Genomic DNA, 22,238 nt, shown 5'->3' with positions numbered 1-22,238 from the left:
CCCCATTTGAGCATGAGCCCGGTTTGTATAACCGGGCTCATGCTCAAATGGGGGACCTGACCCCGGGTTTAGGCTTCGGCGGTGAGGCTCCAGGCGTCGCCGCTGCGCTGGAAGCGCTCGGTGTGCGCCAGCTCGAAGCTGCCCGTGCCCTCCACCCAGCTGTAGCGCTGCACTTCCACCTTATCGTGCTCGACGCGGATGACGTTGAACGAATTCGTCTCGCCCCGCCCGCGTGTGGAGGTAGCGGTGCCGGCCTGTATCATCAAGGCCGCGTAGCCGCTGATCTCGTAACGCTGCGCCGTGTTGTGCGCATGGCTCACATGCAGATGCCCCGCCAGCAGCAAATCCACGCCGCACCCGGCAAACGCCCGCATCGCCATCGGCGCGCGGTCGACCAGGTCGTTGTCGTCGAGCGCCTCCGGCATGTCGAACGGGTGATGAGTGACGATGATGCGCGTCAGGTGCGGATCCACCGCGCTCATGCGGCGCTGGATCTGCTCGATCTGCTCGCGGTTGACGCGGCCATCCTTGAAGGTCAGCGAACGCGCGGTGTTGATGCCCAGCACGGCGATCTCTTCATCCACATATTCCGGCGTCAGGTCCAGCGTGACGTAGCGGGTGTACTTGCGCAGCGGCGTCAGGAAGCGGCTGGCGACGTTGTACAGCGGGATGTCGTGATTGCCCGGCACCACGATCTGCGGCCCCGGCAAGGTATCGAGGAAGGCCCGCGCCGCCTTGAACTCCTCGGTCTTGGCGCGCTGCGTCAGGTCGCCGGACACCACCACCACGTCCGGCGCCAGGCTGGCGACCAGCTCTTGCAGCGGCCGCAGCAAATTCTGGTCGACGCGGCCGAAATGCAGATCGGATAAATGGACGATGGTGCGCATGCTATCCCTCCTGGGCCGGTACGATGACGCTCAGCGCCGCCGCCCGCGAGCGGTAGCATAGCGGCGGCTTCATCAACGAGACTTCGCCGTCGGTGGCCACCCGCATGTGATGGTGCCGCGTTTCGATAATCAACTCCGGCGCCGACAGCACGTCGAAATCGCGCGCCTCGCCCAGCTTGCCGAGCATGGCGTGCAAGCCGTAGCGCAGCAGTCCCAGCCGGGTTGGCTTCTGCGCCACATACAAGCACAGATTACCGCTATCGAGCCGCTCGCGCGCGCCCAGCGTCAGGCCTTGCAGGTATTCGTTGTTGCCGATGAAGACGAAGGGCGTGCGGCGCAGATGCTCTTCGCCATTGATCTTGAGCCGCACGCTCATGAACGGAAAGCGCCGCAGCGCCGCGAACACTGCGCGTCCGAACGCCGGCCACTTGCTGCGGCCCAGGTGGCGCTGCTGCTGCTCGCGGTCGCGCACGATGTCGGGATAGATGCCCAGGCCGGAGTTGTTGAGGAAGATGCGGCCGTTCACTTCGCCCACGTCCACCTGGCACACCCTGCCCTGCACCGCGTTGGCCACGGCCGCATCGAGGTCCAGCGGTATCTTCAAATCCTTGGCGAAGTGGTTCAGCGTGCCCAGCGGCAGCACGCCCAGCCGCGTCGCGCTGCCGACCAGCACCGACGCCACCGCGTTGATGGTGCCGTCGCCGCCGCCGGCCACCACCACCGGCGCGCCTTCAGCCAACGCCCGCTCGGCGCGCGCGATCATCTCGGCGCCGCTCTTGGCCAGCGTGATGTCCGGCTCGACGCCGTGGCTGCGGAATTTTTCCGCCAGCGCGGCGGTCCAGCCGCCGCAATAGCCCAGCCCTGCGCCGGCGTTGATGATGACAATGATGCTGTCCAGCGCGTTCTCCCGGAAATAGTTTATATCGTGGCTTCGCGCCGCCGACGCAGCGTCGAGATCGCCGTGATGCAGACCGCCAGCCACGCCACGCTCTCTGCCATCGCCGCCAGCACGTCGCTCAAATAGTGCGCGCCCAGATAGACGCGGCTTAACGCCACCAACAATACCATCAAGCAGCAGCCAACCGCCGTACCCAAGCGCACATGCCACTGCGGACGGGCAATCACCAGATAGCTGGCCAGCAGGCCGTAGAACACGGTCGCCGCCGACGTGTGGCCACTGGGGAAGCTGTAAGTCATCAAAGTCACCAGCGGCTCATCGAACGCCGGCCGGGCACGCTGGAAGTGGTACTTCAACGCCACGTTCAACAGCGCGCCGCTGGGCACGGACACCAGCAAGGCCAGCAGCCAATAGCGCGCCTGCACGCGCCAGAAATGCCAGCCCAGCGCCGCCACCAGCACCACCATCCCGTAACCCGTATGCGCCAGCGACACGGCCAGCATGAAACTGGTCAGCGGCTCGAAGGCGTGGGCATGGAACCAGTGCGCCACCTGCATGTCCAGCACGGTGATCGCCTCCTTGCCCATCACATCCTCGGCCAGGTCGCCGAAAACCGCGGCGGCAGCCACCAGCAACGCCAGGCCGGCGGTCAGGTGCAGGCCGAATTCGCCACCCGGCGACAGTCTTGCTTCAATGAAACGGATGAATTTGTTGAAAATTTGGTGCTCCAAGGCGCATCGCCGTGCAAGTTGGTGGAAAAACCACGAAAAAACGAATTTACTGTTTATTTACACAGTACCTGTTTATTCATACAGTAGTTATGCTATTCTGAACTCCTCGTTAAACGCTACTCCCCACAAAGGAAATGTCATGACTACATTACACAGCAGCTTTGGTTCCCGCTTCGGTCTGGAATATATGCCTACCTCTTTCCTGGTACGCATGGGCAAACGCGAACTGTTGGTGTGCCGTGACTTCCGCAAGCGCTACTACGCAGTGAACCCGATCATGGAATGCGACACCGGCGTACAGGCAGGCCATCTGGAAGTGCTGATGTTCCGCCGCTGGCTGCTGATCCTGTCGAAGGCGCACTAATGGTTGCCGGTGCCAGTTGCCCGATCCAGTCGCAAGACAGGCCGGCCGATGCCGCGACCTCGCTCGCGCTCCTCACCTGGGTTTGGCAACTGGCGAACCGTCATCAAACAGATTCGCCTCGTACCAAAGCGTCACAAACAGAACCATCACAACCGGACCGATAAACAGTCCGACCAGGCCCAGGGTTTCAACCCCGCCCAGGATACCGAATAGTACGGCCAGGAACGGCAACCGCGTGGCGTTGCCTATCATGCCGGGCCGTACAAAGTGATCCGCCACGAACAGCACAATGGTGCCCCAGACCGCGACCGCGATGGCCGCAGGCACGGCGCCGTTGAACACCAGCACCGCCGCCGCGCTGACGAAAGCGATCGGCGCCCCAAATGGAATGATCGCCAGGATGCCCGTCACCGCCGCCCACAGAGCGGGGGACGGCAGGCCTGCGAACGCGTAGCCGATGCCGATCAACACACCTTCCGCCAGGCCCACCAGCACCAGGCCGTTGACGGTGGCGCGGATCGCCGTCGGGATTTTTTCAGCGTAGCGCGCCCAGCGCTGCTCGCTGAAGCAATGGCTGCCGATGGCGGTGATCTGGCGGTTCAGCGCCTCGCCGTCCTTGTAGAAGAAGAACAGGCACAGGAAGGCCAGGCCGAAATCGACCAGTCTATGCATGAAGCCGACGCCGGCCACCTTGATCATGTCGCTGGCCGAATGCAGGCCGTTGATTTCACGCTCCGACAACAGGTGCGACAGCCCGTGCGGCTGGCTCAGCGTGGCTTGCCACCAGTCGCTGATCCATTCGCCGACCATCGGCAGATGCAGGATGAAGGCCGGCACCGGGATGCCATCGGTGTTGGCGGTGACGATGTAGTTGGCCAGCTCCGGCGCCTGCCTGGCGGCCTGCGCCACGCCCAGCGATACCGGCACGATGAAGACGGCCGCGCAGATCAAGGTCAACGCGGCGGCGGCCAGCACATCGTGGCGACCGAAGCGCGTCCGGATGCGCTGGTACAGCGGCCACGTCGCCACGCACAGGATGCCGGCCCAGATCAGCGGCAGGAAGAAGCGATGCATGACAAACGCCGCCAGTGCGATCAAGGTCAGGGAAAAGCCGGCACTGAGGATGTCGCGCTGGGTTTCGGTCATCGGAGTATCTCCTGGTAAATATTGGGGCTATGGTAAGCGCATTTGGTGCCGCCGTATGTGCTTGCTTGTCGTTTTAATTATTCCCTAAGCGTATTCCTACGCCTTCTCGCAGTGCGCGCGCAGGAAGTCCCGCAGTTGCAGCACCGTCGGCGTGATCTGCGCGCGGTGCATGCACAGCATATTGAGCGGCGCCGGTTCGCCCAGTATGTCCGGCATCAGGATATGCAGGCGCCCGCTGCGGATATCGTCCGCCAGGTCCAGCCGCGATTTGTAGGCGATGCCCATGCCCGCCACCGCCCAGCGCCGCACCACGTCGGCGTCGTCGGCGCTGCGGTTGCCGCTGACGTGGATCGCCACCGGCTCGGCGGCGGCGTTGCGGTAGAAACTCCAGCGGTCGTGGATCACCTCCTCCACCATGAAGCGCAGGCAGTTGTGGCGCAGCAGCTCGTTCAGCTCCTTCAATTTTCCATGCTGCCGGATGTAGTCCGGCGAGGCCACCAGCACGCGGCGATTGTCCGGCGCCAGCGGCAGCGCGACCAGGCTGGAATCTTCCTGCCGGCCGTAGCGGATGGCGATATCGACCGGCTGCCGGTACATGTCCGACACCCGGTCGCTGATGCTGAGCTGGAAGCTGACCTTGGGATACAGCGCCTGGAACTGGTCCAGCCAGCCGACCATCATATTGCGGCCCAGGTCGGACGGCATCGAAATCTTCAGCATGCCGCCCAGCGTTTCCTGGCCCTGGATCAGCGCGTCGTGGCCCTCCTTCAGCAGGCGCAGCGCCTCGCGCGCGTGACGCAGATAGTGCTCGCCATCCTCCGTCAAGCGCAGCGAGCGCGTGGTGCGGGCGAACAAACGGAAGCCCAGCTCGCCTTCCAGCCGCTTGACGGCGGCGCTGGCCAGGGCCGGCGATATCTCCAGCTCGCGCGCGGCGGCGGACAGGCTGCCCCGGTCGGCGGTACGGACAAAGACGGTCAAATCATCCAATCGCAACAATTTTCGGCATTCCTTTGAAAGTGTTTCGCTATGCAGCCTCTTTTTCAAGGCTGCGAAATAAATGATGATACGCCCATCCCAACTCACCCGGAGCATTCCCATGAAAGCCGTCGCCTACCGCAAGTCCCTCCCCATCACCGACGACGACGCCCTGATCGACATCGAACTGCCGGCGCCGCAAGCGGCCGGCCACGACCTGCTGGTGGAAATAAAAGCGATCTCGGTCAACCCGGTGGACGTGAAGATCCGCGCCAACATGGCGCCGGCCGACGGCGACAGCAAAGTCATCGGCTGGGATGCGGCCGGTGTGGTGCGGGCCGTCGGTGCCGACGTCACGCTGTTCAAGCCGGGCGACGAAGTCTGGTACGCCGGCGCGCTGATGCGCCCGGGCACCAACAGCGAGCTGCACCTGGTGGACGAACGCATCGTCGGCCACAAGCCCAAGAACCTGGACTTCGGCAAGGCCGCCGCGCTGCCGCTGACCGCCATCACCGCGTGGGAGCTGCTGTTCGAACGTCTGGAAGTGAGCCGCGACAAGGGCGCGCACGGCCAGTCGCTGCTGGTGATCGGCGCGGCCGGCGGCGTCGGCTCCATCCTGGTGCAGCTGGCGCGCCAGCTGACCGGCCTGACCGTGATCGGCACCGCCTCGCGTCCCGACACGGCGGCCTGGGTGCAGGAACTGGGCGCGCACCACGTCATCGACCACAGCAAGCCGCTGAACGAAGAGATAGCCCGCCTCGGCCTGCCGCCGGTCACGTACGTGGCCAGTCTGAACCAGACCGACCATCACTGGCCCGCCATCGCCGAACTGGTCGCGCCGCAAGGCAAGGTCGCGCTGATCGACGACCCGGCCGCCATCGACGTGCGCCTGTTGAAGCGCAAGAGCGTATCGCTGCATTGGGAATTCATGTTCACCCGTTCGATGTTCGAAACGGCGGACATGCAGAAGCAGCATCAGCTGCTGAACGATGTGGCCCGGCTGGTCGAAACCGGCGTCATCAAGACCACGCTGGCCGAACGCTACGGCAAGATCAACGCGGCCAACCTGAAGCGCGCGCATGCGCTGATCGAAAGCAACCGCGCCAAAGGCAAGATCGTGCTGGAAGGGTTTTAAACGGCCGACGCCTCGCCGCCGCAGACGCGCTCCTGCACCTGCCGGGCGCGCAGCAAAGCCAGCGCCGTGCTGTCGTGTTCGGCCAGCGCGGCCTGCATGGTGCAGGCCGCTACGCAGGAGTTCTCCAAAACCTGCAAGAACAGCGCCTGCCGCCGGCGCAGTCCCGGCGAATGGTAGCCCAGCTGCTCGAACATGCGGCCGACGTCGATGCAGTAGCTGCGCAGTTCCCACATGGTGTTCTTGGTGACCTCGATATCGTTGCGCATGCTGAGGTCGACGTCGATCAGCTCCATCTTCGCCGTGCCGTCGACCGAGTAGGCGCGGATCGTCGGCAGCCATTGTTCAAACTTGCCGGCGATGCGTTTGATGCGGACGATCTTCTGGTCCAGCATGCGGCAATAGTGCCAGCACAACCAGCACACCGGCAACCGCGCCAGGATGCGCGGCAAGCCGGCCGATTGCAAAGTAAGCTCGAGTTTCCTGACGGCGTCGAGCAACCGACGCGTGCTGTCGCTGACGGACGGGAAAGGCATGATGGGTGCTCCTGTAGGAATTCAGGAACACAGTAGCCGCCGCATCAAACTTCCCGTTTGATGCGGCGTAAAGAGCAAGCAGATTTATTCGGCCTTGCGGAACATGGCCTTGATGCCGCGGAGTCCCTGGCGGATGCGGGCTTCGTTTTCGATCAGCGCGAAGCGCACATACTCATCGCCGTAGTCACCGAAGCCGATGCCGGGCGACACGCACACCTTGGCCTCGGCCAGCAGCAGCTTGGAGAATTCCAGCGAGCCCAGGTGGCGATACTGCTCGGGGATGCGGGCCCAAATGTACATCGACGCCTTCGGCTTGTCCACCGGCCAGCCGGCTTCGCACAAGCCTTTGTGCAGCACGTCGCGGCGGCTCTGGTACATCGCGCAGATGTCGCTGACGCAGCTTTGGTCGCCTTCCAGCGCGGCGATCGCCGCCACCTGCACCGGCGTGAAGCTGCCGTAGTCGTGATAGCTCTTGATGCGCGCCAGCGCCGCCACCAGTTCCTTGTTGCCGACCATGAAGCCGATGCGCCAGCCCGCCATGTTGTAGCTCTTGGACATGGTGAAGAACTCCACCGCCACCTCGCGCGCGCCCGGCACCTGCATGATGGACGGCGCTTTCCAGCCGTCGAAGGTGATGTCGGCATAGGCCAGGTCGTGCACCACCAGGATGTTGTGCTGCTTGGCCAGCGCCACCACGCGCTCGAAGAACTCCAGCTCCACGCATTGCGCGGTCGGGTTGGACGGGAAGCCCAGGATCATCATCTTCGGTTTCGGATAGCTCTCGCGCACCGCGCGTTCCAGCTCATCGAAGAAATCGACGCCGGGCGTCATGCGCACCGAGCGGATATTCGCGCCGGCGATCACCGCGCCCCAGATGTGAATCGGGTAGCTGGGGTTAGGCACCAGCACCGTGTCGCCCTGGTCCAGCGTCGCCAGCATCAGGTGCGCCAGGCCTTCCTTGGAGCCGATGGTGACGATGGCTTCCGCATCGGGATCGAACTCGACGTCGTAGCGGTTCTTGTACCACTTGGTGATCGCGCGCCGCAACCGTGGAATGCCCTTGGAGGCCGAGTAGCCATGCGTGTCGGGACGTTGAACGGTGTCGACCAGTTTTTCGACGATGTGCGCCGGCGTGGCGCCATCGGGATTCCCCATCGACATGTCGATGATGTCTTCGCCGCGACGGCGCGCCGCCAGCTTGAGCTCGGCGGTGACATTGAAAACGTAGGGAGGCAGGCGATCGATGCGCGAAAAGCTGCGCGGAGTTTGGGTGTCAGTCATGGATATCTCACGTAAGCGCCCGGAACCGTCCGAGCGACGTCGATGCAATGTTGCATCGGTATCCATACTAGCCGAAGGATTCAGCTTTTTGCAATACCCATTTTAGACGCTGGCTTGTTTTTCCTGGTCGCTGAACCACTCGAACAGAATCAGGCCGACGATGGAAGCCACCGGAAACAGGCACACGCAGATCACCACCCACAGCACCGGCGAACGGCCCAGGCGCTTGGCCGACATGCCGATGAACACCAGGTGCACGATAAAACTGACCGCGATGCCGACCCCGGCCAAGATCATCAGCGGCACCGAGTCCAAGGTGTGTTTGTTCAGCGGCGGCAGGAAAGCAGCGACGCACAGCACCCACGCGATCAGCGAGACAGTGGCGGCGGCGATCGGTTGTTGTGCGCGGTCGATTTGCATAGGGTTACTCCTCCAGTAAGCGGCTATGCTGCCACGAACTAGTCAGAAACGCAACACGGTTTAGCGCAGCGACGTCAGCGCCGAGGCCAATACGATGCTGGCGATGGCCAGCCATTGGGTCAGCGTCAGGTTTTCGCCCAGCACCACCATGCCGGCCAGCGCGCTGAGCGCCGGCGCGCCGCTGCTGAACATGCTGAAAGTGCGCGACGACAGGGTGCGCATCGACAGCATCTCCAGCGTGTACGGCAAGGCGCTCGACATCACCGCAATCGCCAGGCCGATCAGCAGATAGCTTGGCGTCAGCAGTGCCGCGCCACCGTACCAGCCGCCTATCGGCACGATGAACAGCGACGCCGCCAACATGGCCCACGCCACCGACTGCCCGCCATGCATCACCGACACCCGCTTGCCGAACACGATGTACAAGGCCCAGCACACCGCCGCGCCGGCCGCGTACATCACGCCGACCGGGTCAAGCTGGTCGACCTTGCCGTGTATCGGCAGCAGGTAATACAAGCCCAGCACCGCCAGGCAGACCGCGGCGAAATCGCGCGGCCGGCGCGACGACAGCACCGCCACCGTCAACGGTCCGGCCACTTCGATCGCCACCGCGATGCCCAAGGGGATGCGGTCGAAGGAGCGATAGATCAGCAAATTCATCAGACCAATCACGCTGCCATAGATCGCCACGTTGACGCCCTGCTCCCACGTCAGCGGCGTGCGCCACGGACGGAAGATCAGCAACATCAGCACCGCCGCGATGCCGACCCGATAAGCCGTCACCCCCTCCACGCCAACCAGCGGGAACAGATGCTTGGCGATCGCCGCGCCGAAGTTCAGCGACAGCTGGCTGGCCAGCAGGGCAAACCCGGCCAGCAGCGCGCTGCCGCCAGCGTGTTTTTTTTCTTCGCTCATCTTATTTGGCCGACAGTCCGAGCTTCAACGCGATCGGCTTGCCGGCGCTGGCGTCCACCGGCTCCGGCGCGCTGGTGTGCGCGGCGGCGGCATCGACGCCCTCTCCCTTCAAGGCCGCCAGGATCGCGGCGGCACGCTTGGCGCCCAGTTGCGGCAAGGCGTCCGCCGGCAACGGCTGCTTCTGCTCCAGGCGCTCTTGCAGCTTGGCATAGAAGGCCGTGGCGTCCGCCACTTGCGGCTCGCCCTGCACCAGCTTGCCCAGGCGTTGCAGGATGGGCAGTTTCTTTTGCGCGGAGTCGGCGGCGGCGACGGCAGGACCGGCGGCGGCTTCGGCAGCTTTCTTCTCTTTGTCCAGCTCGGCCGCGCCGAAACGCTCGGCATACAGGTCGCGCATGGCGCCGCGCACTTTGCGCTGGCCCATGTCGAGCGGTCCCGGCTGCTCGCCGGCCGCCAGCTTGATGTCGGCGCGCGCCAGCACCACGCGGCGCAAGGCTTGCGCGCGCAAGGCTGCGCCGTCCACCTGCTCGTTGTACTGGCCCGGCACGGACAGCTTCAGCTGCGCCTTCTTGGCCAGGATCTGCGCCACCTGCTTGAGTTTCTCGCGCTCCGGCGGCAACACCACGTCGCTGCCGGCATCGAAGTCGATGGACTCCAGCTTGTCGCCGCTGACGCCGAACAGATTGCCCAGCGCGCGGAACGGCGAGGTCACGATCTTGGTCATGATGTTGCCGATCGCCTTCCACACCACCGAGCCGTAGCTGAACTGCGGATCGTTCATATTGCCGGAGACCGGCACGCCAAGGTCGATGCGGCCATCGCTGTCCTTCAAAATGGCCAGCGCCAATTCCAGCGGCAGCTTGAGCGCGTCCGGACTGTCGATGCGCTCGCCCAGCGTCAGGTTGTCGAGCACGATGTGGTTGTTGCCTTCCAGCTGGCCCTTGGCGACCTTGTATTCCAGGTCCAGCGAGATCTTGCCTTGGGCGATCTTGTAGCCGGCGAACTTCATGCTGTACGGCGAGGCCGACACCATGTCCACGTTCTTGAACACCACGTTGATGTCGGTGTTGTCGGCCGGGACGAAGGGGTTGAGCCTGCCGCGGATGCGCGCCAGGCCGTAGTCGTCGACGCGGCCATCCAGCTCGATCTGGCTGCTGGCGTCGCGCTTGGACGACAGGCCGGTGATCACGCCGCCCAGCTCATAAATCTTGGCGCCGAATTGCGGCCGCAAGCTGAGGTCGGTGAAGGCCAGCTTGGCGTTCTCGAAGCGCACGCGGCGCACCTTGACCGGGAATGGTTCGGCGGCAGACGCCGGCGCGGCGGCCGGCTTGGCGGCGGCGTCCGAGGCCGGCTGCGTCACCAGCAGGCGCTGGGCGTTGAAGCTGCGGTCGTTTTCGATGATCAGCGTGGCGTCCGGCTCGATGACGCGCAGCTCGGCGATATCCAGCAAATCCGGCGACAGGCCGAAGGCCAGCTTGTCGGCACGTACCGACTTCCAGTGGGCGAAGCGGTCGTTGTCTTCTTCGTCGAGCGCGAGTTCGGCCACTTCCAGCGAGCCGTCGTAGCGCAGGCCGGGATCGGCCTTGCCGCCGGCGCCGGTGTGCAGGCGGCCCTGGCCGGAGATGCTGCCGGCCGCGATCTTCAGCTTGACGTACTTGGACAGCAAGGGCTGCACCGGCGCGATCGCCAGCTTGGTCAGCTTGAGATCGGTATCGACGGCGCCGGTGGACGGCACGACCTTGCCCTTGGCGGTCAGCAGGCCGCCTTCGCGCAGGCCGACTGCACCGTCGAAGGCCAGAGGTTTCTTCAGGTCGGTGCTGGCGTCGGTCAGCTTGAGGTTGAAGTCTTGCAGATTGGCTTTGATGCCGCTGCTCGCATCGTCGTAGCGCGCGCCGAACTTGTTGAACTCGACGGTCTTGATATTGGCCACCCAAGGCGCGGAGGCCGGGGCATCCTTGGCCGGCGGCTGCGCGCCGCTGCCCGATTTCGGGAAAGCGTTCAGGAAAAGGAACTTGCCTTTGCCGTCGCGCGACAGGTCCAGCTGGCCGCCGTCGAAATGCAGGCGGCCCAGGCTGGCGCGGTGTGCGGCCAGGTCGATCTCGCCGCCTTCGAATCCCAGTTGCGCCAGCTTGAGCGGCGTCATCGCGCCGCTGTTCAGCACCAGATTGTCCACCGAGAAGGCGGCGTCGGCGATGTTCAGCTTGAGGCCGTCAGCAGCGGGTTCTGCTTGCAGTTGCAGGTGCAGCTTGAGTTTGTCCGCGTTGAACTTCAGCGCGGGGCTGACGGTTTCATCCACCGCCGCCACGGCGATATCGTCCAATGCGAGTTGCTTGAGCTGGATTTTCCAGTTACCCGCCGGCGCAGGCTTGGCAGCCGCGACAGCCGCAGGCTTGCCCGCCGCTGCAGGCGCGGCAGGCACCATCAGCCCCGCCACATCCAGCTCGCCCTTGGCATCGCGGCGCACCGCCAGCGCGCCGCCGGTGACATGCAAGCCCCCCACCGTCACGGTGCGCTTGAGCAGATCCACGCCAACATCGCTGACATCGAACAGCTTCAACTTGACGAACGCCTCGGCCGCGCCATCGCGCTTGACCACCAGGTCGTTCAGCGCCAGGCCGGCCCCGGCCACGCTGGCATCCAGCTGCCCATCCTTGTAAGCGAATTTATATGGCAGCTTGGCCGACAAGCGACCATCCACCACCGCCACCCGCGCAAACGACTTCAGATACGTCGACACGCCCGGCAGGGCCACATTCTCCAGCGTCAGCACGCCGCTGCCGGCGATCGGATTGAGCGCGTTGGTGCCCTTCCAGCGCAGCTTGCCGCCCAGGCCCGCATCGGCGCTCAGCGCGTAATCGCCGTTCTCGTCCGGCAGCGTGCTCAGGTTGTTCAGCGTGAAGGCGATAGGCGCGTAGGTATCGTTGTAGCCGGCATGGCGGTCATGCATGTCGACCTTGCCCTGCTCCAGCGCGAAATGCTCGATGACCAGGCGCGGCATGCCGCTGTCGCTGTCATCGTGCTTGCGTTTGTTGAGCGTCGCCACGAACTCGGCGATATTGAACTTGCCGTCCGGCGCGATGGCCAGCTGCACCGTCGGCGCGACGATGCGGATATCGGCGAAACTCCAGGCGCGGCGCAGCAGCGAGCGCCACTGCATCTCCACCTCCAGCGCGCCGACGCCGAACAAGGGCGCGCCGCTGGCCTCGGTCAGCTGGAATTGCTGCACCGCCAGCCGCAGCGTAAAGGGATTGAAACTGACTTCGCCGATGCTAGCTTTGCGCTCCAGCTCGGTCTCGACAAACTTTGGAAGCTGGCTCTTGATCACCTGCGGCAACAGCCAGCCGCCCGCCAACGCATACACACCCACCGCGCCAGCCACGCCCACGCCCCATCGCTTCCATCGTTTGTTCAATGCCTGCAAACTATTCCCCTGAAATTTCTCTCACAGGCAACAGTATAGCAAGCATGGCAACAGCGGGCCTATTTGAAGACCGAGCAGTACTGCGTATTGCTTTCGATGTTCTGGCCAGGCTGGCCGTCGGCCGAGATCACCTTCAGCCAACCGTCCGGCTTGGCGGGCGTCGGCTTCTTGCCGCAATTGGTGTGCACCCAGTGGATGCCGACGCCGCCGTCCGTGTACAACTGGCCGCAGGCCTCCACCCGGTCGTTCACCTTGATGCCGCTCAGCGAGCTTGGCACGGTGCGCTGGTTGGGTTCGAAACCGCTGGCGAATACGTTGTCGATCGCCACGTCGTACACCTTGCCGTCCTGGTCGGCCTTCATTTTCAGATGGGTGTGCGACAGTTCCACGCCCTTGCGGAACTGGCCGTGTGAAAACTTCGGCCCCTTCACCACGACACCGCTGCGGTAGCTGCCGGCGGACGCCGAACACGTTGCGGCTTCGTCCGCGTAGGCGGCAAACGCCACCAGCAATGCACAGCCAAGCAATAGTTGTTTCATGCGAGCTCCTTTTGAAATGTTCAGTTCAAACATTATCCATCAAGGCTAAGGTTTTCCGTTAGCTTGCCGATAATTTGTCATGAACACCTCAACCGTCGCCCCCGTCCACCAAGCCGCCACCGAGACGACGACCGTGCGCACGGCCATCATCAAGCAGATCCGCGTGCTGCAAAAGCAGGAGGCGAAGCTGGGCGAGGAACTGGCCAAGCTGGCGGGCGACGCCAGCACGGACTCGATACAGCAAAGGATAGCGCTGATGCAGCAGATCCAGTCGCTCGAAGACCAGATCAAGGCGCTGGAAACCGCGCTGCTGCAAAAGGACGCGGACCGCCAGATCACCGTCGCCAAGACCGATGAGCCCCCGCCCCCCGCGCCTGCCGACGACAAGCTCGGCACCATCATCGACACGGTGGCCTGAACTTACTTGCCGCGCCAGACCGTACCGATAGCCAGCGACGACAGTTTCTTGCGCCGTCCGTACCACAGGTTGACCACGCCGCGCGACACGAACACCGCCGAGAACATCGACGTCAAGATTCCCAGGCAGTGCACCACGGCGAAGCCGCGTATCGCCCCGGAGCCGAACACCCACAGCGCCGCGCCGACGATCAGCGTGGTGACGTTGGAGTCGAGGATGGTGGCCCAGGCGCGGTCGAAGCCAGTGGCGATCGCCTGCTGCGGCGTGGCGCCGCCGCGCAGCTCCTCGCGGATGCGTTCGTTGATCAGTACATTGGCGTCGATCGCCATGCCCAGCGCCAGCGCGATCGCGGCGATGCCGGGCAAAGTCAGCGTCGCTTGCATGCGCGACAGCAAGGCCAGCAGCAGCAACAGATTGCAAGCCAGCGCCAGCACGCTGAAGAATCCGAACAGCATGTAGTAGCCGATCATGAACACGGCAATCGCGGCAAAGCCGTACATGGTCGAATGCAAACCCTTGGCGACGTTCTCCGCGCCCAGCTGCGGGCCGATGGTGCGCTCTTCGACGATCTCCATCGGCGCCGACAGCGCGCCCGAACGCAGCATCAGCGCCAGGTCGGCCGCATCCTGCGCGCTGCCGACGCCGGTGGTGCGGAAGTGGGCATTGAGCTCACTGGTCAGCGTGGCCACCGAAATCACTTCCGGCTTGCCGGTCTTCTCCATCAGCACGATGGCCATGTGCTTGCCGACGCGGTCGCTGGTGGCGGCCGACATCTTGCGTCCGCCTGCCGTGTTGAGGTCGATGAACACGGCCGGTTGCTGATTCTCGTCCAGGCCGGCGGTGGCGCTGGTGATGTAGTCGCCGGTCAGCACCACGTCCTTGTACAGCACGGTAGGCGCGCCCCGCCCCACCGTGTACAGCTGCGAGTTCAGTGGTATCGCCGCGCCCATTTCCGTGCCGCGCGTGATGCTCTCGTCGACCATGCGCACTTCCAGCGTGGCCGTGCGCCCAATGACGGCGCGGGCCCGCGCCACGTCCTGCTCGCCGGGCAGCTGCACCACGATGCGGTCCGGTCCCTGTTGCTGGATGATGGGCTCGGCCACGCCCAGCTCGTTCACGCGCTTGGACAAGGTGGCGATGTTCTGCGTCACGCCGTCGTTGATGGTCTGCTTCAGCGCGTCAGGCTTCAGCGTGGCGACGATCTTCAGCTGCGCGCCATCGCTGGTTTCGGCCAGCAGCAGCTCGGGCCCCTGGCCGGCGATCAGGTCTTTCGCCTTCTGCCGCGTGGTCTCGTCGCGGAAGCTGATCTCCAAGGTGTTGCCGACGCGCGCTATGCCGCTATGGAACACGGCCTTGTCGCGCAACACGCTGCGCACCGACGCCTGCACGCCTTGCAGCTTCTTGTCCAGCACGGCCTTGGTGTCGACCTGCATCAGGAAATGGACGCCGCCGCGCAGGTCCAGGCCCAGGTACATCGGCAGCGCGTGCAGGCTTTGCATCCACTTCGGCGTATCGGCTTGCAGGTTCAGCGCGACCAGGTATTGCGGATCGGCGGTGTCGGCGTTCAGGCTTTTCTCCAGCACCGACTTGGCGCGGAACTGGGTATCGGGATCGGCGAAGCGCGCGCGCACCGCGGCGTGATCGCTGTCGTAGGCGATGCCGGTGCTCGGCACTTGCGCTTGCTTGAGCGCGTTCTCGACCTTGCCCACCAGCTCGGCGCCGACGCGCACGCTGGTCTTGCCGCTGGTGATATGCAGCGCCGGCGACTGGCCAAAATAATTGGGCGCGGTGTACAACGCGCCCAACAACACCGTGATCACAATCACGATGTACTTCCACAGCGGGTAACGGTTCATCTTAATCGCTTTTTAAGAAAGGACCGACCTAAGCTGCGGCTGCTTGAAACTATTACAAGCCCAACAATTAGTTATTTCTCATGTCCACCGGCTGGCTGTATTTGCGGAACTGCTCGCGCATGTGGCGCAGCTTGGCCGCGAGATTGGCGTCCTGCATCACGTACAGGTCCAGCCGCGCGGCGTAGTCGGGCGTCATCATCCAACCGAAGGTCTCGGCCTTGTCCTCTTCCTGGCCGTAGCTGGAATACAGGCTGACCACGCCCGGCTTGGCGTGGCCGACGTCCTGCAAATTCTTGCCGTAGAAACTGGCGCCGCCCTTGCCGTACGTGAGCCCGGCCGGATTCAACGCCAGCCACGCGGGATCGGCATGGTAGTAGTCGTTGTGCTCGCGGTAGTCGATGAAGTGGTAGAACTCGTGATGCACGCGCATCTCCATGCCGGCCGGGCACAGCTTGGCGCTGTTGTCGGCGTAGGCAACGCTGTCGACTTCGGCCATCGGCATCGCCAGCCGGCGTTGGCCAGCCACCGCCAGCTCCTTGACCAGCACGATGTTCTGCAGGCGGACATTGGCGAAGAACGATGCCGGATAACGCTCCATCCCCGGCAGCACCACGCTCAGCAAGCGATGCAGGCGCTGGCGGTCCGGCTCGCTGTCGGTGAAGGCTTCGGCGCTGGCGCCTTCGCTGTTCAGTTCCCACTGGGCGTTCAGGTTCAGCGCGGCCAGGCGGCGCGTGGCCGTCTCGCGCAGTTGCGCCAGCGTGGCGTCGGCCGGCGCCACGCTCGGGTATTGCAGATCCCAGTGGCATTCGATGCGCAGGGCATCGTTGTTGTGATCGACAGGCGCGAGGGTGCTGCATGCGGACAGCAGCAGCGCACTCAGCGCAATAAGAATTCGGTGACAGGACATGGGGACACTCTGGAAACGGCGCCGGCACAAAGCCGGCGCCTGGGTTGATTACTTGAACTTGTAGTTGGCGCTCAGCTGCACGAAGCGGCCCAACTGGCTGTGGTACGACGGGCTGTAGCCTTGCAGGTAGGCGATCTGGCTGGCGTCCATCGGCGCTTCCTTGTTGGCCAGGTTCTGCACCGACAGCGACAGCGTCAGGTTACGGAAGCCCTTGTAGCTGACGTAGGCGCTGGCTGTCAGCCACGAATGCACGTTGCAGTACTGCGGAGTCGCCGCTTCAAACGAGCAGACCGCATCCGGCGAGCTCTTGAGCAAATAACCGCCCACGTAGCTCCAGTTGACGCTGGCATCCCACGGGCCACGGTCCCAGGCCACGCCGGCACGGCCGCGGTTCTTCGGCAGTCCGTAGTAGCCGACGTAGTCGACCGGATCGTTACCCGGCACGTCGGTGCTCTTGTAGCTGTTCATGCGGTTGTAGCTGGCGCTCAGCGAGAAACGGCCCCAGTCGCCCACGCTGAAGCTGCCGCGCGCATCGACGTCGACGCCGCGCGTCTGCGTGGCCGACAGGTTGGCCGTGATCAGGCTCATGTGATCGAGCTTGCCGCTGACCGGGTTGCGCACGATGCGGTCGGCAAACTGCGCCTCATGCTCCAGCAGGTAGGTGGAGCTGATGGTGGACAGCTCGTCGCGGCGCTTGATGTTGTACGCATCCACCGACAACGACCAGCCCGGCACAGGCTCGGCCACGAAGCCTATCGTCACGCTCTTGGATTTTTCCGCCTGGATGTCGGGATTGGCGCCGGTGGTAAAGGCCACATAGCGTTCGCAGTCGTCGTTGGTGGTGCTGAACACCGGGCAACGCTTGGGATCGAGCACCTTGGTGTAGCCGTTGGTGTTCCCCGCATGCAGCTCCGGCAGCGACGGCGCGCGGAAGCCTTCGGCGTAGGTGGTGCGGAACGCCAGCTGCGGCAACGCGCTCCATTTGGCGCCGACCTTGGGCGTGAAGGCCGAGCCGAAATCGCTGTAGCGGTCCGAACGCGCGGCCAGGCTCAGCTCCACCGTCTTCAGCACCGGGGCCGACAACTCGCCATACGCGGCGGCCACGCTGCGCGAGCCGCTGGCGCCGGTCATGCCGATCAGCTGGATGGAACCATCGGTGAACAGCGTATCTGGCGCGGCGTTGAATTTTTCATTGCGGTACTCGGCGCCGACGGCGATCGACAGCGGACCGCCCGGCAGCGCGAACAGTTCGCGGTTGCCGTGCACGTCGACGCTGCTGGTGCTGGTGTCGGCGTGGTTGTCCAGCAGCGGATACAGGCGCGCCATCAGCGCCTGGTCGTTGCCGCCCGGGTTACGCAACAGGAAGCTGTTACGCACCAGGCCGTCCGCATCCAGCACCTCGTTGATCAGCACCTTGTCCTGGATGTAGCCGTGGTAGCGCGTGTCGGTCAGCGAGCGCGAGAACATCGCCGCCGCTTCCAGGTCCCACTTGCCCAGCGTGCCGCGTGCGCCCAAGGTGGCGCGCATATTGCGGCTCTCGCTGCTGATGGTGGTCGGCACGTCGTTGAAGACGTAGCGCACGCCCACCGTCTTGCCCCATTTGTTTTGCGGATGGCTGGCCGGCAGCAGCAGGTAGCTGATGGTGGTGCCCGGCGCGTTGCCGTACAGGCCGTACTTGTCGAGCAGGTCGTTGGTGTAGGCGCCGTAGGAATTGGTGGCGTAGCTGTACATGCTGGAAGCCTGGCGGCTGCGGCTGAGCGCGGCGTCGCCGAACAGTTCCCAGCCCTGCCCCAGGTCGTAGGTCAGCGCGCTGTAGACGTTGTCGCGCTGGCTCTTCGATTGCAGCGTGACGGCGGTGGTGTTGTCGTTGATGCAGCGGCCGTTGAGCGGCGAGCCGGCGTCCACCAGCGCCGGGCAGTCGCCCAGGATGCCGAGGAAGGTGCCGCCGGTGGTGCCGGATGCGGTGTAGACGTTGCTGGAGAACGAAGAGCGGCGGTCGGCCAGGCCGAGGCGGCGGAAGTCCGCATCCTGGGTGCGCGGACGGGCGTTGACCAGCACCGGGCTGGTGTCGCGGTGGGACAGGCTGAGCAGCCAGTTGTAGCCGTCCTGCGCCAGCGTACCCTTGCCGTAGGTCAGGCCGATGTCGCCGGTGTTGCCGTCGTGGTAGGCCGAGGTACCGCCGGAAACCTTGAGCGCCAGGCCCTCGTAGTTCTTGCGCAGGATGATGTTGATGACGCCGCCGATGGCGTCGGCGCCGTAGATCGCCGAGGCGCCGTCCAGCAGCACCTCGATGCGCTCGATGGCATCGACCGGGATGGAATTGGTGTCGACGAACGAGGCCGAGCCGAAGCCGAACGGCGCCACGCGGCGGCCGTTGATCAGGGTCAGCGTGGCGCCCGCGCCCAGGCCGCGCAGCGAGATGCCGGCCGAACCGAAGGCCTGGCCCGGCGTGCCCTCGGCCGTGTAGCCGCCGGTATTGCCGGCGGGCAGATCGCGCAACACGTCGGTGACGGTGGCAGCACCCAGGCGGGCGATCTGCTCGGCCGTGATAACCTGCACGGCGGATGCGGTTTCAGCGTCGACACGCTTGATGCGCGAACCGGTGATTTCCACGCGCGGCGGTGCGGCGGTGCTGGCGGTGCTGGCTTCAGCGCTGGTCTGGGCGGCGGCGGTCAGGGGAACCGCGCCGGCGCACAACAACGCGACGGCACGAACGATAGGACGAATAGGCGACATGAGATACTCCGTGGTGTGACAGTTTGATGAAATGCTGCAACTGTCACGGAGTGTCTTTGGTCGCCGCGCTCAGGTCACGGACAGGACTGCTGTTTTAGTACTTTCCTGCTCGCATTCCCATGCCGCAGTGCAAACTGTGGGGCGCTGACCACGGCAACGCCAGCGATGTTAAGGCGCCGCGCCGCTCAGCGCCGGCCACTTCGCCGCGCGCGGCGACGAACGCACCGCCGGCGGGCCGCCGCGCGCGCCATCCTTGAGCCGGAACACGCTCACCAGCTGCGACAGCGTGGCGGCCTGGTCCTGCAAACCCTGCGAGGCCGACGCGGCCTGCTGCACCAGTTCGGCGTTCTGCTGGGTCACCGTATCCATCTGCGAAATGGCCTGGTTGACCTGCTCGATGCCGGCGCTCTGCTCGCGGCTGGCATGGGTGATTTCCGCCATCACGCCGGCCATGCTCTGCACGCTTTCCAGCACCTCGTTCATGGTCGCGCCGGCCTGGGCCACCAGCTTGCTGCCGATGTCCACCTGCCCGACCGATTCGCCGATCAAGTCCTTGATTTCCTTGGCCGACGCGGCGGAGCGCTGGGCCAGGTTGCGCACTTCGGTCGCCACCACCGCGAAGCCACGGCCCTGCTCGCCTGCGCGGGCCGCCTCCACCGCCGCGTTCAAGGCCAGGATATTGGTCTGGAACGCGATGCCGTCGATGACGGCGATGATGTCGGCGATCTTGCGCGACGAAGTGTTGATCGCGCCCATCGTGTCGACCACCTGCGCCACCACCGCACTGCCCTTCTGCGCCACGCTGGCGGCCACGGTGGCGAGCTGGTTGGCCTGGGCCGAGTTGTCGGCGTTGTGGCGCACGGTCGAAGTCAGTTCCTCCATCGAGGCGGCGGTTTCTTCCAGCGAACTGGCTTGCTGTTCGGTGCGCGAGGACAGGTCCAGGTTGCCGGCGGCGATCTGGCCGGAAGCGCTGGCGATCACGCCGGTCGCGCCGCGCACCTCGCCGACGATCTTCTCCAGATTGTCGCGCATGGTGCGCATGCCGAACAGCAGGCTGCTGGTGTCGCCGGCGCGGGTCTCGACCGTCACGCCCAGGTCGCCGGCGGCGATCTGCCTGACGATGTCGGTCGCGTAGTCGGGCTCGCCTCCCAGGCTGCGCGTCAGCCAGCGCGTGATCAGCAGCGCGCCGCTGGCGCCGAATACCACGCTGCCGACCACCAGCGCCAGGATCCACAGCCGCGACGAGGCGTAGCGGCGGTCGCCCTCGACCGCCTCCTGCTTGCCGCCGTCGGTGTAGAACTCGACCAGTTGGTCGACCTGGCCGCGCAGCGCCACGATCAGTTTGTTCGATTCGCCGCGGATCAGCGCCTTGGCCTGGTCGTCGTCCCTGGCGCGGGCGGCGGCGCGGATCTTGGCGTCCTCCTGCATGTAGCGCGCCCACAGGTCGACGAACTTGCCGTACATGGCCCGTTCCTCGGCGGTGCTGGCCAGCACCACATAGTCGTCCTGCATTTTCTTCAGGTCGACCAGGTCCTTGGCGATCACCTGGTCGTACTTGTCCATGTCCGCCGGGTTGGTCGAAATGATGTATTGCAGCTCACGGGTGCGGATGCGCGCGATCTGCGACTTGATGTCTTCGATCACCCGGATGCTGGGCATCCAGCGTTCCGAAAACCGCTTGGCCGTATTATTAACCTGGGATAGCTCCCAGACGGAAAATACTCCCACCAGCACCGTCATGGCTAATACAGCGGAGAATGCCGCCCCCAGTTTTTGCGAAAGTCGCAACGAATCAAACCATTTCATTATGCTAGTCCTTCAACGTTTAATTTGATAGTAACTTTCCGCAGCGGCGGAGTGGTCATTTTCTATCATAGCGCATGCGACATCCAGTAAATGTCACGCAAATACACTTTGTAGACTATTCACAACATATTGTTTTCAAAGCATTTATTAAAATCAATGTGGACAATTTCAGTTTCCTTAGCACATCAAATACAACAGTTAAATTCTCAGCATGGCCTTAGAATATCCGCAGCCCTCGCGCAGTGGCAACCGTTTTAATCAAAAGGAATTCTTATGTCTACGTTATTAGAAACAAGTGAGAATGTCACAATGGCGCCAGCTGATATATCATGGGGTGGTGATTTAAATACCACCTATGAGATATTAACTCGTCGATTTAATGGTTTTAATGAAAACGGTTTTTACGCCCACCCGGAGGAAGTGGCCCTGCGCGCCGAACTGGGCGAGGTTGGCACGCTGCGGCGGCTGACCCGCCAGCTGCGCGGCCTGGGCACCAACGGCGTGGCGCTGACCGGCCTCGGCCTGCAAGGCCTGGACGAAGACCGCCGCAACGCCGCCCTGTATGCGATCACGCTGATGCTGGGCTATCCCACCTCCACCGACCAGCGCACCGGCCGCGTGGCCTGGGACGTCAAGTCGCGGCCGGCAGCCCACAGCGACGCCCGCTTCACCACCTTTTCCGAGCGCGTCGGCAGCGCCGACATGCACACCGATTCCTCGTTCTATCCGATGCCGGAGGAACAGTTCATCCTGTACGTGGTGCAGGCCGCCAATTGCGAAGGCGGCCATTCGCTGCTGATCGACGGCGAGGACATTTACCAGACCCTGCAGCAAACGGCGGACGGCCGCGCGGCCTACGAGCTGCTGTGTAGCGCGCCGGTGCCGTTCCGCGTGCCGGCCGTGTACGCCGCAGGCGAGACTTCCATCGAACACCATGTGGCGCCGGTGTTCGGCCCGCCACGGCGCGACGGCGACCGCTTCACGCTGCGCTGGCGCTACGACGCCATCCAGAAAGGCCTGGCCGTGCGGCCCGACCTGAGCACGCCGGCGCTGGTGGAGGCGCTGGCGCTGATGAACGAGGTGGCCGAGCACAGCGCGCCGCGCTTCAAGCAGCAGCTGGCCACCGACACCCTGCTCTGGGCCGACAACCACCGCATGCTGCACGGCCGCACCACCTACGTGGACGAGCGCCGCCACCTGATCCGCATCCGCATGTCCGACGTGCCCAACGCCGAGCGCATCGGGCCTTCCGGCGTGGTGCGCGATTGAGCGC

The 22,238-nt window shown here is 64.3% G+C and carries 19 protein-coding genes; 4 read left to right on the top strand and 15 right to left on the bottom strand.

Annotation, left to right across the window (positions count from 1 at the left end; all coding sequences use genetic code 11):
* Positions 1-68 precede the first annotated feature (68 nt).
* The 3 genes from V6M89_RS28105 to V6M89_RS28095 are packed head-to-tail and all read right to left on the bottom strand — an operon-like array spanning position 69 to position 2,516.
* Positions 69-887, bottom strand: coding sequence for a metallophosphoesterase family protein (locus V6M89_RS28105; protein WP_332856313.1), 819 nt, complete (start codon positions 885-887; stop codon positions 69-71).
* Between the two features lies 1 nt (position 888).
* Positions 889-1,869, bottom strand: coding sequence for a diacylglycerol/lipid kinase family protein (locus tag V6M89_RS28100; RefSeq protein WP_332856312.1), 981 nt, complete (start codon positions 1,867-1,869; stop codon positions 889-891).
* Positions 1,806-2,516: a phosphatase PAP2 family protein gene (locus V6M89_RS28095; protein WP_332856311.1), complete on the bottom strand. Its 711-nt coding sequence runs from the start codon at positions 2,514-2,516 to the stop codon at positions 1,806-1,808. Before V6M89_RS28095 ends, V6M89_RS28100 begins: the two co-directional genes overlap by 64 nt.
* A 139-nt stretch (positions 2,517-2,655) precedes the next feature.
* Between V6M89_RS28095 and V6M89_RS28090 the strand changes: the two genes are divergently transcribed.
* On the top strand, positions 2,656-2,880 hold the full coding sequence (locus tag V6M89_RS28090; RefSeq protein WP_008446853.1) for a hypothetical protein: 225 nt from the start codon (positions 2,656-2,658) through the stop codon (positions 2,878-2,880).
* A gap of 72 nt (positions 2,881-2,952) precedes the next feature.
* Here the strand turns inward: V6M89_RS28090 and V6M89_RS28085 are convergent, their stop codons facing one another.
* Entirely contained in the window at positions 2,953-4,026 is a 1,074-nt protein-coding gene (locus V6M89_RS28085) for an AI-2E family transporter (protein WP_332856310.1), read from the bottom strand.
* A gap of 96 nt (positions 4,027-4,122) precedes the next feature.
* Positions 4,123-5,022, bottom strand: coding sequence for a LysR family transcriptional regulator (locus tag V6M89_RS28080; protein ID WP_332856309.1), 900 nt, complete (start codon positions 5,020-5,022; stop codon positions 4,123-4,125).
* A gap of 100 nt (positions 5,023-5,122) precedes the next feature.
* Between V6M89_RS28080 and V6M89_RS28075 the strand changes: the two genes are divergently transcribed.
* Positions 5,123-6,136, top strand: a complete 1,014-nt coding sequence (locus V6M89_RS28075; protein WP_332856308.1) for a zinc-binding alcohol dehydrogenase family protein — start codon at positions 5,123-5,125, stop codon at positions 6,134-6,136.
* Here V6M89_RS28075 and V6M89_RS28070 read toward each other — a convergent pair.
* The 6 genes from V6M89_RS28070 to V6M89_RS28045 form a co-directional block, all read right to left on the bottom strand.
* A complete protein-coding gene (locus tag V6M89_RS28070; protein ID WP_332856307.1) occupies positions 6,133-6,669 on the bottom strand; it encodes a hypothetical protein in 537 nt (178 codons plus the stop codon). The two genes, V6M89_RS28075 and V6M89_RS28070, sit on opposite strands and share 4 nt — an antisense overlap.
* 84 nt (positions 6,670-6,753) lie before the next feature.
* Positions 6,754-7,950: an alanine transaminase gene (gene alaC, locus V6M89_RS28065; protein WP_332856306.1), complete on the bottom strand. Its 1,197-nt coding sequence runs from the start codon at positions 7,948-7,950 to the stop codon at positions 6,754-6,756.
* Positions 7,951-8,052: 102 nt separating this feature from the next.
* Positions 8,053-8,370 (bottom strand): hypothetical protein, encoded by a 318-nt coding sequence (locus V6M89_RS28060; protein ID WP_332856305.1) that lies wholly within the window; start codon positions 8,368-8,370, stop codon positions 8,053-8,055.
* Between the two features lie 60 nt (positions 8,371-8,430).
* Positions 8,431-9,285 carry an EamA family transporter gene (locus tag V6M89_RS28055; RefSeq protein WP_332856304.1) on the bottom strand — a complete coding sequence of 285 codons (855 nt, stop codon included), beginning with the start codon at positions 9,283-9,285 and terminating at the stop codon, positions 8,431-8,433.
* Position 9,286: 1 nt separating this feature from the next.
* Complete coding sequence (locus tag V6M89_RS28050) at positions 9,287-12,703, bottom strand: DUF748 domain-containing protein (protein WP_332856303.1); 3,417 nt, start codon at positions 12,701-12,703, stop codon at positions 9,287-9,289.
* 59 nt (positions 12,704-12,762) lie between these two features.
* A complete protein-coding gene (locus V6M89_RS28045) occupies positions 12,763-13,242 on the bottom strand; it encodes a hypothetical protein (protein WP_332856302.1) in 480 nt (159 codons plus the stop codon).
* 79 nt (positions 13,243-13,321) lie between these two features.
* Here V6M89_RS28045 and V6M89_RS28040 point away from each other — a divergent pair, with 79 nt between their 5' ends.
* Complete coding sequence (locus V6M89_RS28040) at positions 13,322-13,660, top strand: hypothetical protein (protein WP_332856301.1); 339 nt, start codon at positions 13,322-13,324, stop codon at positions 13,658-13,660.
* 2 nt (positions 13,661-13,662) lie between these two features.
* On the opposite strand, the gene secD is transcribed toward V6M89_RS28040, so the two are convergent.
* From secD to V6M89_RS28020, 4 genes are all read right to left on the bottom strand, one after another.
* Positions 13,663-15,516: a protein translocase subunit SecD gene (gene secD, locus V6M89_RS28035; RefSeq protein WP_332856300.1), complete on the bottom strand. Its 1,854-nt coding sequence runs from the start codon at positions 15,514-15,516 to the stop codon at positions 13,663-13,665.
* A gap of 67 nt (positions 15,517-15,583) precedes the next feature.
* Positions 15,584-16,423: a hypothetical protein gene (locus tag V6M89_RS28030; protein ID WP_332856299.1), complete on the bottom strand. Its 840-nt coding sequence runs from the start codon at positions 16,421-16,423 to the stop codon at positions 15,584-15,586.
* Between the two features lie 48 nt (positions 16,424-16,471).
* Positions 16,472-19,159 carry a TonB-dependent receptor plug domain-containing protein gene (locus V6M89_RS28025; RefSeq protein WP_332856298.1) on the bottom strand — a complete coding sequence of 896 codons (2,688 nt, stop codon included), beginning with the start codon at positions 19,157-19,159 and terminating at the stop codon, positions 16,472-16,474.
* Positions 19,160-19,327: 168 nt separating this feature from the next.
* Complete coding sequence (locus V6M89_RS28020) at positions 19,328-20,965, bottom strand: methyl-accepting chemotaxis protein (RefSeq protein WP_332856297.1); 1,638 nt, start codon at positions 20,963-20,965, stop codon at positions 19,328-19,330.
* 420 nt (positions 20,966-21,385) lie between these two features.
* Here V6M89_RS28020 and V6M89_RS28015 point away from each other — a divergent pair, with 420 nt between their 5' ends.
* Entirely contained in the window at positions 21,386-22,234 is an 849-nt protein-coding gene (locus tag V6M89_RS28015; protein WP_332856296.1) for a TauD/TfdA family dioxygenase, read from the top strand.
* Positions 22,235-22,238: the final 4 nt, after the last annotated feature.

The sequence above is a fragment of the Duganella sp. S19_KUP01_CR8 genome (assembly GCF_036688705.1).
Classification (GTDB): domain Bacteria; phylum Pseudomonadota; class Gammaproteobacteria; order Burkholderiales; family Burkholderiaceae_D; genus Rugamonas.
This window is presented reverse-complemented; position numbering and strand designations above follow the sequence as displayed.

Excerpts from the sequence above, each read along its gene's own strand:
- V6M89_RS28105 (WP_332856313.1), bottom strand. The coding sequence starts at position 887 with ATGCGCACCATCGTCCATTTATCCGATCTGCATTTCGGCCGCGTCGAC.
- V6M89_RS28090 (WP_008446853.1), top strand. The coding sequence starts at position 2,656 with ATGACTACATTACACAGCAGCTTTGGTTCCCGCTTCGGTCTGGAATAT.
- V6M89_RS28085 (WP_332856310.1), bottom strand. The coding sequence starts at position 4,026 with ATGACCGAAACCCAGCGCGACATCCTCAGTGCCGGCTTTTCCCTGACC.
- V6M89_RS28075 (WP_332856308.1), top strand. The coding sequence starts at position 5,123 with ATGAAAGCCGTCGCCTACCGCAAGTCCCTCCCCATCACCGACGACGAC.
- V6M89_RS28070 (WP_332856307.1), bottom strand. The coding sequence starts at position 6,669 with ATGCCTTTCCCGTCCGTCAGCGACAGCACGCGTCGGTTGCTCGACGCC.
- alaC (WP_332856306.1), bottom strand. The coding sequence starts at position 7,950 with ATGACTGACACCCAAACTCCGCGCAGCTTTTCGCGCATCGATCGCCTG.
- V6M89_RS28060 (WP_332856305.1), bottom strand. The coding sequence starts at position 8,370 with ATGCAAATCGACCGCGCACAACAACCGATCGCCGCCGCCACTGTCTCG.
- V6M89_RS28055 (WP_332856304.1), bottom strand. The coding sequence starts at position 9,285 with ATGAGCGAAGAAAAAAAACACGCTGGCGGCAGCGCGCTGCTGGCCGGG.
- V6M89_RS28045 (WP_332856302.1), bottom strand. The coding sequence starts at position 13,242 with ATGAAACAACTATTGCTTGGCTGTGCATTGCTGGTGGCGTTTGCCGCC.
- V6M89_RS28040 (WP_332856301.1), top strand. The coding sequence starts at position 13,322 with ATGAACACCTCAACCGTCGCCCCCGTCCACCAAGCCGCCACCGAGACG.
- secD (WP_332856300.1), bottom strand. The coding sequence starts at position 15,516 with ATGAACCGTTACCCGCTGTGGAAGTACATCGTGATTGTGATCACGGTG.
- V6M89_RS28030 (WP_332856299.1), bottom strand. The coding sequence starts at position 16,423 with ATGTCCTGTCACCGAATTCTTATTGCGCTGAGTGCGCTGCTGCTGTCC.
- V6M89_RS28025 (WP_332856298.1), bottom strand. The coding sequence starts at position 19,159 with ATGTCGCCTATTCGTCCTATCGTTCGTGCCGTCGCGTTGTTGTGCGCC.
- V6M89_RS28020 (WP_332856297.1), bottom strand. The coding sequence starts at position 20,965 with ATGAAATGGTTTGATTCGTTGCGACTTTCGCAAAAACTGGGGGCGGCA.